Below are 12885 nucleotides of genomic sequence, written 5' to 3' on the forward strand. Positions count from 1 at the left end.
CCGTGAAGTCCACCGTGCAGCAGGTCGCGGGCAAGGCGTCCGAAGTCCTTTTCGGACAGGTGGCGATGACCCACCGGTTCGTCGTGGAGATCGACCACACGCCCTACAACTTCGGGACCTGGACCAAGGTCTCCGGGCTGCAGGTCGACTGGGAGCAGCATTCCTACCGGCCCGGGGACACCTCCGTCGAGGTGATCGTGCCCGGCGCCGTCCGCTACCAGCACATCACCCTGGCGCGCGCTGCCTGCTCGGACACCAAGACCGTGCAGCGGTGGCTGGCGTCCGTGCCGCGGCAGAACGACCGCTACAGCGGGGCCCTGCACGTCCTCGACTTCACCGGCCGGCCGATGCTCACCTGGCAGATGCGCCAGATCTTCCCGGTCTCCTGGGCCATCAGCGGGTTCGACGCCACCACCGCGCGCCCGGCGATCGAGGAGCTGAAGCTCGCTCACACGGGTTTCCTCGACGACCAGTGGCGGGCGTGATGGCCGGGCTGGTACCGCTGTCCGCCCCGGTCTCGCTGGTCCAGCGCACCGGCCGCGAGACCCAGCGGAAGATGAGCACCATCGAGCAGTTCGGGATGACCCTCTGGTTCGCGGTGACCGTCGAGACCGGCGGCTCCGGCGGGACGGACCTGGGCGGCTGGGCGAGCTGTTCGGGCCTGGGCGTCGAATTCGCGGCCGAACGGCTCGCGGTGGGCGGAAGCTACGGCGCCGACGTCGTCCTGCCCGGACGGCTGACCTTCGGCGACGTCACCCTCGAACGCGCGATGACCCACACCGACTCGGCCGCCGTGCGGAGCTGGCTGGACGAAGTCAGCCGGACGTGGCTGGGTGGCCCGGGCAAGCCACCTTGGGACCGGACCGGCTGCAGCGCCACGATCCGTGTCTTCGGCGGTCCTTCCGGCACCGAGCCGGTGGCCGAATGGACGCTGCGCAACGTCACGCCGGTGTCCTGGACGGCGCCCCAGCTGTCGACGTCCGGCGGCGGGATCGCGCTGGAAAAGCTCGTGCTCTCGCACGACGGGTTCCTGCCCGCCCGCGGCGGTCACGACCGGACGGCGGCGCTCACGCTGTCGCAGGGCCCGGGCGGCACCGGTGTGGTGTTCCGGTATCCCCCCGACTCGGTGAAGGTCGACCAGACGGTCGGGCTGAAGAACGCCGCGAGCCCGAACCGGATGATGTACGACCCGAAGATGACCGAGCCCGGCAAGACCGGCATCACGGTCAACGATCTCCTGATCGACGGGGCCGACGACGTCAAGCGGGACGTCGACCGGCTGTGGAAGTGGCTGGAGCCGGTGTCCGCCGGGCGGCCGGCCCCGGCGGGCGACGGTGACGAGCCCGGCGACTTCAGCCCGCAGATCCTCCAGCTGACCCTCGGGACCAGCGCGCAGGGCCTGCGCCGCACGGTGATCATCACCCGGGTCGACGTGACCTACGTGCGCTTCGACCCGGACGGCAGGCCCACCCGCGCGAAGGTGTCGCTGACCCTGCAGGCGGTGAGCGAGGACGCTCGGACGGCCGCCGGGTTCCTGGGCGCCGCCCGGGGAAAGCCCGCCCCCGTCCCGGCCGGCGGGCACGCGGACCCGATCCGGGCCGCCCGGGCGGCCGGGCGATGACCGCCGAGGGCCGGATGGTCACGGTCGTGCCGGAGATCGCGCTCGGCGCCGGGCGCACCCGGCTGCCGGCCGCCGCGGCCGAACGGGTCGGCCTGGTCGTGGTCGACAGCAGGCGCCGGCGGCCGGACATGTTCGAGATCACCTTCTTCGATCCCGACGGCCGGGTACTCGACGTCGCCGGTATCGGGCTCGGCACCACGGTGACGGTCGGCACCGCGGGCGGACGGCTCGTCACCGGCGAGGTCACCGCGATCGAAGGTGTCTACGGTCAGCTGAGCCACACCGTCGTCCGCGGGTACAGCGGTGACCACTGCCTGCAGCGGGGGCAGCGGTCCCGGACGTTCACCGGCATGACCGACGCCGACATCGCCCGCGCGGTCGCGCTGGACGCCGGTCTGGCGCTCGGTGTCATCACGCCGACCCGGGTGGTGCACGACCACGTCGGGCAGCTCAACCAGACCGACTGGGACTTCCTCTCCGGCCGCGCGGCCGAAGCGGGCTGCGACTTCGGGATGCGGGACGGGCGGTTCTTCTTCGGTTCGGCGCGGCCCGATCCGGCGGCGCCGGCCGTGCCGCTTCGGTTCCCGCGGACGCTCCGCGCCTTCCGGCCCCGGGTCAGCACGGCCGGGCAGAGCGCGGAGACCGAGCTGCGGGTGTGGGATCCCCTGGCGGCCAAAGTGGTCAGCTCCCGCGCCGGCGGGGCCGCCTCCGGGCCCGCGACCGCCGATCCGGCCCGGCTGGCGGCGGTGTTCGCCGGCGGGGCGCGCCGCCCGGCGCCCGGAGCGCGCGGCAACCCGGCGCTGGGTGATCTCGGGCCCGCGCCGATCGCCGGGCACGTCGTCGGCGACCGGCCGGTCGGCACCGGCCGGACGATCGCCGTCGCGGCGGCCGCGGCGGCCGGTCCGGCCGCGGACCACCACGGCGGCACCGCCGCGGAAGCGATCGGGGAGACCGTCGGCGATCCGGCCCTGCTGGCCGGCACCGAGGTGACCGTGTCGGGGGTCGCGGAGATCTTCGCCGGCCGGTGGGTGCTCACCGCCGCCCGGCACATCTTCGACCGCGACGGCTACCGCACGGAAATCGAAGCGAGTGGCGAACACCAGCGCACGCTGCTCGGCCTGGCCACCGGCGGCCCGGCCCCGGCGGCCAAGCTGCCCGGGCTGATCTGCGGGATCGTCAGCGACATCGGCGATCCGCTGCGCCGCGGCCGGGTCAAGGTCACGCTGCCGTTGCTGTCCCCGGGCTACGAAACGGACTGGGCGCCGGTGGCCCAGCCCGGCGCGGGCACCCGCAGCGGCACGGTGTTCGGCCACGAGGTGGGCGACCAGGTGCTCGTCGGGCACGAACGCGGCGACCCGCGCAGGCCTTATGTGCTCGGCGGGATCGTCTCCGACCACAGCAAGCACACCGTCGGCGGCGAGCCCGTGCGCACGGCCGCGGCGGCGAGCGCCCTGGTGTGGCGGGGGATGGTCAGCCCGACCGGCAACCGGCTGGCGTTCCACGACGAGCTCCCGCCCGGCTCCGGCGGGTCACCGAGCGCGTCGGAGATCGTCGTCGGCACCGGCCCGGGGGATCTCGCGCTGCGGATCGACGCGGTCGCCGGGACGGTCGCCGTCCGCGCGTCGCCCGGCGCCGGCGCGGGCAAGGTGACGATCGAGTGCGGAGCCGCGGGCAGCGTGGACATCCACGCCGGCGCCGGCGGGCGCGTGAACATCGACGGCGGCGCCGAGCTGAACCTGCGCGCCCAGGCCGCGGTGAAGATCGAAAGCAGCGGCCCGGTGGAGATCAAGGGCAATCCGATCAAGCTCAACTAGGAGTCGTGATGCGCACGGACCAGGTCGGCACCGGGTGGAACTTCCCTGCTCGCGTCGATCCCGACGGTGGCCTGTCGATGACCGGCGGCACCGCGAAGCTGGAGCAGTCGATGCGGCTGATCCTCGCCACCTACCCCGGCGAACGCCCGGCCCGGCCCGGCTTCGGGTCCCGGCTGCGGGACTTCGTGTTCCGGTCGGCCGGCGCCGAGACCGCCGCCGAGCTGGCGGACGAGGTGCGCCGCGCGCTGGTGCAGTGGGAACCGCGGGTGGCCATCGACCAGGTGCGGGCCGGACCCGAACCGGACGTGCCCGGGCTGCTCCGCGTCGACGTGACCTACACGGTGCGCGCCACCGGCGACCGCGCCGAGCTCACGTTTCCCTTCGACACCCGTCCCGACGGCGACCAGGACTGACATGGCACTGCCCGCACCCCGCCTCGACGACCGCGGCTTCGACGACCTGTTCGCCGACGCGCAGCGGCTGATCCGGCTCAACTGTCCGGAGTGGACAGACCTGAACCCGTCCGATCCCGGCGTCACGCTCATCGAGACGTTCGCCTACCTGACCGAGCAGCTGCTCCACCGGCTCAACCAGGTCCCCGACCGGCTGCACGTGCAGTTCCTCGACCTGATCGGCCTGCGGCTGCGCCCGCCGTCGGCCGCGCGGGTCCGGCTCACGTTCTGGCTCAGCACGGCGGCGAACACCCCGATGACCATCGAGCGCGGCACCCAGGCGGCGACCCCGCGCACGGAAAGCTCCGAAGCCGTCGTGTTCGCCACCACGGCGGACCTGACCGCGGTGCCGTGCCGGGTGGCGCACGTGCGCACCCGGGTCTCGGGCGAGGAGGACGGCGTCGCCCGCGACCCGGGCGGCGCGCCGTTCCCCGCGTTCGGCGAACCGCCGTCGGCCGGCGACGAACTGCTGATCGGGCTCGACCGGGCCGTTCCCGGGTGTGCGGTGCGCCTCGACCTGACGTGCCACGTCGAAGGCCTCGGCGTCGATCCCGGTTTTCCGCCCCTGGTCTGGGAAGCGTGGACCGGGACGGAGTGGACGCGGTGCGCCGTCGAGGAGGACGGGACCGGCGGCCTGAACCGCCCCGGCGCCGTGGTGCTGCACGTGCCGGACGGGCACCACACCGGCGTCGAGGGCGGGGACCGCGCCGGGTGGCTGCGGGCCCGGGTGGTGGAGCCGCCGCCGGGACGTCCCGGGTACACCGCCGCACCGACGGTGACCGGCGTGTCGGCGTGCACCGTCGGGGTGTCCGGCCCGGCCACGCACGCCGAGCTGATCGAGCACGAAGGGCTGGGACAGGGCGAAGGCGTCGCCGGCCAGATCTTCCTGCTCACTTCCGCACCGGTGGTGGCCGCCGGGTTCCCGGTGGTCGTCGAGGTGGCGGGCGACGACGGCTGGCAGGAGTGGCGCGAGGTACCCGACTTCACCGGCAGCGGACCCGGTGACCGGCACTTCCGGCTCGACGCCGTCACCGGCGAGATCCGGTTCGGCCCGGCCCTGCGGCTGGCGGACGGCTCGATCCGGCGGTACGGCGCGGTTCCGCCACGCGACGCGCCGGTCCGCGTGCGGCGGTACGCCGTCGGCGGCGGCGCCCACGGCAACGTGGCCGCGGGGACGATCACGACGCTGCGGTCGTCGGTGCCGTTCGTCAGCGGGGTCGGCAACCGCCGGTCCGCCCAGGGCGGCAACGACCAGGAGACGCTCGCCCAGGGCCGCGACCGGGCCCCGATGCTGCTGCGCACCCGCGGCCGGGCCGTCACCGGCGAGGACTACGAAGCCATCGCGGCGCAGGCGGTCCCGGAAGCGGCGCGGGTGCGCTGCATCACCGCCGACGGCGCGGACGTCCCGGCGGGCACGGTGAAGGTGCTCGTCGTGCCCGCCGCCGCGGCCGAAGACGGCCGGATCCGGTTCCCGGACCTGGTGCCCTCGGACACCGTGCTCGCGCGCCTGGCCGAGCGGCTGGACGAGGTCCGGCTGATCGGCACCCGGGTCCTGGTCGAGCCGCCGCGCTACCGCGGCGTGACGGTGGCCGCGCGCCTGGTCGCCCGGCGCCGTGCGGATCCCGGCACCGTCCGCCGGGACGCCGTCGAGGCGTTGTTCGGCCTGCTGAACCCGTTGCCCGGCGGCGGCCCCGACGGCGACGGCTGGCCGTTCGGGCACCCGGTCCGGATCGGCGACCTGCACGCCCGGCTGCAAGGGGTGCGCGGCGTCGACTTCGTCGACGAGGTCCGGCTGTTCACCGCCAACCCGGTGACCGGCGAGCGCGGCGACGAGGTGACCCGCGTCGAGCTGACGGCCAACAGCCTCGTTTTCTCCTATGACCACCAGGTCCGCGTCGAGACCCGCTGAACCACCCGACCCACTCGGAGTACCGGATGATCATCTGCAACGACTGCGGGCACCGCAACGCCGACCGCGACACGTTCTGCGGTTCGTGCGGCTGTTTCCTCGAGTGGACCGGGGCCAAGGTTCCGGTCGCCGAGCCGGCGGAGCCGGCTGTGGTCACGGTCGTGCCGCCGCGGCCGGGGCTGTTCAGGCGGCTGGTCGCCGCGGCGATCGGCGAGGTGCCCGCCGATCCCGACGCCCGCCCCGCGCCACCGGCCGACACCGCTCCGGCCGAAGCGGCGTCACCGCCGGCCCCCGCACCGCCACCACCGCCTCCGCCCCCACCTCCGCCTCCGCCCCCTCCGCCGCCCGCCGCCGCCTGGTCGGCGGCCCCGCCACCCCCACCTGTGCCACCAACCCCACCGGTCCCCGCCCCGCCGGGATCGGCAGCGCCGCCACCGCCGCCTGCGCCGCCCGCACCGCCGACAGCCGCGCCGGTCACGGCCGAGGCGGCGCTGGTCGCGCCCGTCCTGCGGGACGCGGACCGCGCCGGCGCCGAGGTCCCGCCGCAGGAACCGGCGCCCGCCGCACCCCGGGTGGTCCGGGCCGCGCCGGTCACCCGCGCCAAACCGGGTGACCTGATCTGCGGCGAGTGCGGTGAAGGGAACGTCGCGTCCCGCAAGTTCTGCCACCGGTGCGGCCATTCGCTGCGGCTGGCGGAAGTCGCGCGCCGGCCGTGGTACCGGCGGCTCGTGCCGCGCCGGCGCGGCCCGCGGGTCCTGCCGGCCGGTTCCCGGCCGGGGCACCCGGCGCAGGGGCGCGTCCGCCGCTCGGTGCGCACGTCCGTGAAGGTCGTGCGCCGCGGTGTCTGGGTCGTGCTCCTGGTGGCCGGGCTGCTCGTCGGGCTCTACCCGCCGCTGCGGACCATGGTCCTCGACCGGCTCGGCGCGGTGAAGCAGGACGTCGCGCAAGCCGTCGACCAGGCGCTCGTCCCGGTGCGGCCCGTCTCGGTCAAGGCGAGCGCCGAGACACCGGGTCACCCGGCGACCGCCGCGTTCGACGCGTTCAGCAACACCTACTGGGCCGCGCCGTGGTCCCGGGACCGGGAGCCGAGCCTGACCATCGACCTCGGCAAGCCGACCACGCTGGTGAAGCTCCTCGTGACCGGCGGCGCCGGTCGGGAGTTCACCGCGACCAACCGGCCGTCGATCGTGAACCTGGCCTACTCCAACGAAAAGTCCGACACCGTCACGCTGCGGGACACCCCTGAACCGCAGCAGCTGGTGCTGACCCACGCCGCCGGCGCGCAGACCGTCCGGATCCAGGTGCTCGACGTCCACGGCGCCCAGCAGTCCGACACCGTCGCCGTCACCGAAATCGAACTGTTCTCCGCTCTCTGAAAGCGAAGGAGCCATCGTGCGCGGAACCGCAAGCGGGCTGGGCACGCCCTACCCGATGCTCGAGCTGATGCCGTCGGTCTTCCGGGACGACCCCGTGCTGGGCCGGCTCACCGCCGTGCTCGACGAGCTGATCGCGCCGGTGATCTCCACACTGGACTGTCTCGACGCCTATGTGGATCCGGCGCTGGCGCCGGAGGACTTCCTCGGCTGGCTCGGCGGCTGGGTCGGCGTGGCGGCCGGCCCCGGCTGGCCGGTGGAGCGACGGCGGGCCGCGGTGGCCGGGGCGGTGCCGCTGCACGCCCGGCGCGGCACTGTGGCCGGGCTGCGCGCGCAGCTGGAACTGCTCACCGGATCGGCCGTGCGGGTCACCGACAGCGGCGGCGTGCGGTGGTCGGCCGCCCCGACCGACGGGCCGGACGACGCCGGGGAACCGTGGCTGCTCGTCGAAGCCACCACAGTGGACCAGGACACGCTCGTGGTGCTCGACGAGACGGTCGCCGCGGCGAAGCCCGCCCACGTGCCGCACGAAACGCGGGCGTCCTGACCCGGGCCCGGCGTACCCCCGGGCCCGGGTGCGTCGTTTCCCCAGTGGAGGAAGTCGTGGCTCGGGGTGATCAGCCGCCGCTGACCTGGGGGTCGTCGGCACTGGAGCGAATGGGCTTACGCGGGTTCGGCCTTTCGGGCTAGCCTCGGTCGGGGACGTCCGGCGTCGGCACCGGTGGCCGCGGGGGTGGCCGGCTTCCCAGGTTCGCCGACGAGAGGCCGGTCCCGTGCAGCATTCACCCAGCACCAACGGGTTCGTCGGCCGGCGTGAGGAACTGGCGACCTTGGCCGACCTCGTCGCCAAGGTCCGTGTCGGCTCGCCGCAGGTCGCCTGGGTCCGCGGGCGCGCCGGGATCGGCAAGACGTCGCTGGTGCGCCGGTTCTTCCAGCAGCTGAGCGGCTTCACCGTACTCCCGGCGACCTGCGACGCCGCCGAGTCCGTCGTGGACTACGGCGTGGTGGACCAGCTGGTCCACCGGCTCCCGGCGGCGGTCCGGGCGGCGATGCCACTGCTGAACGGCCGGCCGCGGACGGCGGCCAACCCGCTGGTGGTCGGGGCCCAGCTGCTCGACCTGATCGGCCGGCTGCAGGAGGACGAAGCGGTCGCGATCGTCGTCGACGACGTCCAGTGGGCCGACGCGGCCTCCCTGCAGGCTTTGGCTTTTGTGCTCCGCCGGGTGTGGGCCGACCAGGTGCTCGTCGTGCTGGCCGCCCGGCCGGACGACCCGGAGTCCGGCCCGGTGTTCGACCGGCTGCGGCGCAGCTGCCCGGACGCGCTGCTGATCGACCTCGGCGGCTTCGGCTCGGCGGACGTCGCGGACCTCTCGCGGTTCGTGCTCGGCAACGCGCTGCCGGAGGGGGCGGTGGACCGGCTGCGGAACTACACCGCGGGTCATCCGTTCCTGGTGCGGACGCTGCTGTCCGAGATCCCGGCCGACCGGCTGGCCGACCTGACGCAGACTTTGGCGATGCCCCGCTCGGCCGTCGCGGCAGTCGACGCCGGCCTGCGCCGGCTGCCGCTCGGAACGAGGCAGCTGCTGGACGCCCTCGCCGTGCTCGGAGTACGGAGCCCGCTGGCCCGGGTCGCCCGGATCAGCCGCACGGCGCGGCCGACCGAAGCGCTGCGGCCCGCCATCGAAGCCGGTCTGGTCCAGTGGTGGCCGGACGATCCGGTCTGCCCCGTCGCGCTGGCCCACGACCTGCAGCGCGAGGCGATCTACCAGAGCCTCACGCCCGCCCGGCGTAGCACCCTGCACAGCCGTGCGGCCGAAGTCGTCGACCAGGGCAGTGCGTGGGCGCACCGGGTGGCCGCCTGCACGAGCTCCGACAGCGGTCTCGCCGCCGAGCTCGACACCGCGGCGGCGGCCGAAGCGGCCGCGGGCCGGCACGGTGCCGCGGCCGCCTACCTGCGCTGGGCGGCCGACCTCTCGCCGGATCGGGCGGGCTACGAACGCCGGCTGCTGACCTCGGGTGTGCAGGTGATGTTCAGCAAGGACCGCGACAGCGCGCGGCCGCTCGCCACCCTGGCGGCCAGTTTCACCTCCTCGCCGTTGCGGTCGCTGTTCCTCGGGCTGTCGGCGTTGCTGCTGGACGGGCAGTGGGCCCTCAGCGTCCGGCTGCTCGAGCAGGCGCTGGCCCCCGGCGAAGACCCGGCGGCCGAGGCCTGGATCCACAGCACGGCTGCCGCACTGCTGTCCGCCGCCACCACGTGGGGCGGCGGTGACAGCGCCCGCGCCGCCCGCGAAGCGCGGTCCGCGCTCACGACGGGCGGGCTGCCCACCCTGCTGGCCGACTACACCCGGGTGCTCCTGGCCGTAGCCGTCACGCGAGAGCAGGGCATGGCGGCCGGTCTCGGCGAGCTGACGCACCTGCCGCGCAACCCCGGCGCCGTGCCCTCGGTCGAGCTGGATTCGCTGTCCTGCCGCGGCGGCATCCTCGTCATGCTGGGCCGGTTCACCGAAGCGAAGCGGGACCTGACGAGCCTCGTCGCCCGGCACCGGTCGGGGACCTTCCTCATCGGCGGCACCACGCCGTACGCCTACCTGGCGGCCTGCCACTACCAGCTGGGCGAGTGGGACCAGGCGTCCATCGTGATGCGGCAGTCGCTGTCGTTCGCGGACGAGCAAGAACAGCCACAGAACCATGTGCTGCGCCACTTCTGCGCGACGCTGGTGCCGGCCGGACGCGGTGAGTGGGCCACCGCCGAAGAGCACGTCCGGCTCGCACAGCGTTACGCGCAAAGGCTCGGCAGCCCGCAGGACCTGCGCAACGCGGCGCTCGCCGAAGCGATCCTCCGGCACGCACAGGGTGATCTGGCCGCCGTACTCGCGGCGTTCCGGCGGCTGCCCGAGATGCTCGAACCGGACGACCGGGACGGCAACCACACCTGGTGGAGCCTGTGGTGGCGGCCGCTGCTCGTCGAGGCCCTGCTGGCCGCGGACGAGCCGGACCTCGCCGAGCGCCACCTCCGAATCCTGCGGAAGGCGGCCGAGGGCGCGCCGTACCTGGCGGTGACCGTCACCCGGCTGGCGGCCCTGCTGGCCGGGCACCACGGTGCGGACCTGCCCATCCCGGCGCAGAACGAGCGCGGGGACGCACCCGCGTCTCCGTTCGCCGAAGGCTTGTGGGAGCACGACCACGGCCGCCGGCTGCTCGCCGCGGGCCGCCGCCGAGATGCGGCGAACTGGTTGCAGTCGGCGAAGTTCCGCTTCGCGACGTTGTCCGCGACACCGTACGAGCAGCGCGTGGACGAGGATCTCGCCCGGTGCGGCGTGAGGCACGGTCCGTCGGCGGCCATCCTGTCGGCGCTCACCGACCGCGAGGCCGAGGTGGCGCACCTGGTGGACCGGCAGCTGACCAATCGCGAGATCGGCGGACAGCTGTTCGTCACCACCAAAACGGTGGAGTACCACCTGGGCAACATCTACGCGAAGTTCGGCATCTCGTCCCGTCGGCAGCTGCGGGAGCTGCTGGCGGCGCACCGGACGGCCGTGGGCACGGCGTCCTGAACGGGTCCCCCGGGGACCCCAGGACCGAGCGCTAGGGCACGTCCCCAGGGACTCGGGGCTGCCCGTTCGCGCATGCTGGGGTCAGCCCGGCAGAAGGAGCAACACATGAACCCGCGCATTCCCGTCCACGTGCACGCATCCGACGCGCTCACCGGACACGGCCTCGTCGCCCAGCTGCGGCACGAGAGCTCGCTGGCCGTCGTCGAGCGCCGCCAGGTCGGTGCCGACACCGTGGTCGTCGTGGCCGCCGACACGATGGACGACGACACGATGCGGGAACTGCGGGCGCTGAACCTGGCCGGGGCCCGCAAGTGCGTCCTCATCACCGGGACGCTCGACGACGGCGCGCTGCTGACCGCGATCGACGTCGGGGTGTGCGCGGTGCTGCGCCGCGCCGAGGTCACCCCCGCGCGGCTGGTCACCGTCATCGGCAAGGCCTCGCGCGACGAAGCGGCGTTGCCCTCCGACGTCGTGGCCAAGCTCCTCAAGCAGGTTTCCCGGCTGCAGCACAACGTCCTGACCCCCCGCGGCCTCACCCTGGTCGGTCTCACCCCGCGCGAGACCGACGTGCTGCGGCTGGTGGCCGACGGCCTCGACACCGAGGAGATCGCGACGAACCTGAGTTTCTCGCCCCGGACCGTCAAGAACATCCTGCAGGGCGTCACGACCCGGTTCTGCCTCCGCAACCGCACGCACGCCGTGGCCTACGCCCTGCGCGAAGGCCTGATCTGAAGCGCTCCCGGGCGTCAGCCGGCGCTCACGCCCGAGAACGACACCGACGGTGTGCAGGCCGCCGCCCCGGGGCCGGGGGTGACGCAGTTGACCTCGACGACCACCGGCTTGCCCGGGTCGACGTGCAGCGGGTTGACGTAGTGGTAGTCGAGATCGCGGAAGTTGGCCAGCCCGGACTCCAGCAGGACCTGGTCGCCGAGCACGATCCGGAGGAAACCGCTGTCCCCGCGCGGGTTCTGCAGCAGCATGTCCCCCAGCGCCAGCGACCGCCCGGCCGGCGCGGTGAACACGAACCGCTGGTAGGCGTTGTCCGTCACCGGGCTCGCCTGGGTCGCGATCCGGAAGTCGATCGGCGCCGTCGCGGCGGCGGCCGGCGGCGGCGCGGACGTCGCCGGCGCCCCGGGAGTCCCGGTGGTGCTCGGCGCGGTCCCCCCGGGCGGGGTGGCGGCATCGGGTTTGCCACTCCCGCCGCCGGTCGCCTGGGCGGCCGCCGCGCCCGCCCGTGCCGCGGCGTCCTTCGCCTGCACAGCGGCTTCGTTGGCCTGCGACACGACCGGAGCGACCTGCTCGGTCGCGATGCTCGCGACGGCCTTGGTCAGCACGGTGAACCACAACGTCACCAACGCCGCGGCCAGCACGGCGGTCGCGACCAGGGCGGGCAGCAGCCACTTGGGCAGCACCCGCTCCTGCACCATCGTGCCGGCGCAGTCGATCGGTTCGGCGTCTTCACGGTCCGGTTCGGACACGCTCAGCCGGAACGGGTGCGTCTTCGGCTCGCCGCGCAGGAACCGTTTGCGCGCGGTCGCGGTGACCTTGACGAGGGTGACGGTGCCCGGCGCCGCGGTCAGCGTCGCGGGGTCGGCCCGGACCTCCAGCACGTCACCGTCCACATCGGACACCGAGATCGCGGCGGCGACCGGCTGGTTCCCCGTGTTCTCGACCGCGAGCCGGTACCGCGCCCGGCGCCGGGCGTGCCGCCGCGCGGGGACCAGCTCGGCTGTCGTCTCGGTGAAGGCCCCGACGGACACTTCGCCTTCGGCCACCACGGCGGCGGCCGGGTCCTCCCGCGAGCGCACCCGCGCGCCGAACGGGACGGCGCCGGCCGGGACGGAACTGGCCCGTGGCGGCGCGAAGGTGAGCGTGACCGTGCCCGAGGTGCCGGGCATCAGGTTGATGGTGGCCGGCTCCGCGGTGGCCCACGCGCCGGCGTCCCCCACCAGCTCCACCGAGAACTGGTCGACCACGGCGCCGTCGTTGCGCACCTCGAGGTCGCAGCGCGCGCTCTCGCCGGGGTCCACCGTCGTCGTGGTGGAGCTGAGGTTCGCGGCAACAGTCATGCGCCCACTATGGGAGCCCGGGCACCGGCCCGGCAGCTGCTTCGGACGGCCAACTCAGGCACTTCCCGTTGCCCGATGGGGACAAAACCGCCG

10 protein-coding genes are annotated in these 12885 nt (G+C 74.3%); 9 read left to right on the top strand and 1 reads right to left on the bottom strand.

The genetic code is table 11. From position 1 onward, the window contains the following. The first annotated feature begins 2 nt into the window (after positions 1-2). From ACZ61C_RS29020 to ACZ61C_RS29060, 9 genes are all read left to right on the top strand, one after another. Positions 3-485, top strand: coding sequence for a phage tail protein (locus ACZ61C_RS29020; protein ID WP_465311011.1), 483 nt, complete (start codon positions 3-5; stop codon positions 483-485). Continuing rightward, a complete protein-coding gene (locus ACZ61C_RS29025; RefSeq protein WP_465311012.1) occupies positions 485-1621 on the top strand; it encodes a phage tail protein in 1137 nt (378 codons plus the stop codon). The genes ACZ61C_RS29020 and ACZ61C_RS29025 overlap by 1 nt, the downstream gene beginning before the upstream one ends. Continuing rightward, the gene (locus ACZ61C_RS29030) at positions 1618-3435 is read left to right on the top strand and encodes a phage baseplate assembly protein V (RefSeq protein ID WP_465311013.1); all 1818 of its coding nucleotides are present in this window, start codon (positions 1618-1620) and stop codon (positions 3433-3435) included. Before ACZ61C_RS29025 ends, ACZ61C_RS29030 begins: the two co-directional genes overlap by 4 nt. Before the next feature lie 8 nt (positions 3436-3443). After that, a complete protein-coding gene (locus tag ACZ61C_RS29035; RefSeq protein WP_465311014.1) occupies positions 3444-3848 on the top strand; it encodes a GPW/gp25 family protein in 405 nt (134 codons plus the stop codon). A 1-nt stretch (position 3849) separates the two neighbouring features. After that, positions 3850-5796, top strand: coding sequence for a putative baseplate assembly protein (locus tag ACZ61C_RS29040; protein WP_465311015.1), 1947 nt, complete (start codon positions 3850-3852; stop codon positions 5794-5796). 26 nt (positions 5797-5822) lie between these two features. After that, the gene (locus ACZ61C_RS29045) at positions 5823-7172 is read left to right on the top strand and encodes a discoidin domain-containing protein (protein WP_465311016.1); all 1350 of its coding nucleotides are present in this window, start codon (positions 5823-5825) and stop codon (positions 7170-7172) included. A 16-nt stretch (positions 7173-7188) separates the two neighbouring features. After that, a complete protein-coding gene (locus tag ACZ61C_RS29050; RefSeq protein ID WP_465311018.1) occupies positions 7189-7716 on the top strand; it encodes a phage tail protein in 528 nt (175 codons plus the stop codon). Positions 7717-7942: 226 nt separating this feature from the next. Then, on the top strand, positions 7943-10723 hold the full coding sequence (locus tag ACZ61C_RS29055; protein ID WP_465311019.1) for an AAA family ATPase: 2781 nt from the start codon (positions 7943-7945) through the stop codon (positions 10721-10723). 105 nt (positions 10724-10828) lie between these two features. Continuing rightward, positions 10829-11455 carry a helix-turn-helix transcriptional regulator gene (locus ACZ61C_RS29060; RefSeq protein WP_465311020.1) on the top strand — a complete coding sequence of 209 codons (627 nt, stop codon included), beginning with the start codon at positions 10829-10831 and terminating at the stop codon, positions 11453-11455. 14 nt (positions 11456-11469) lie between these two features. Here the strand turns inward: ACZ61C_RS29060 and ACZ61C_RS29065 are convergent, their stop codons facing one another. Then, positions 11470-12792 carry a COG1470 family protein gene (locus tag ACZ61C_RS29065; RefSeq protein WP_465311021.1) on the bottom strand — a complete coding sequence of 441 codons (1323 nt, stop codon included), beginning with the start codon at positions 12790-12792 and terminating at the stop codon, positions 11470-11472. Between the last annotated feature and the right edge of the window lie 93 nt (positions 12793-12885).

It is taken from the genome of Amycolatopsis sp. NPDC104587, from assembly GCF_055583645.1.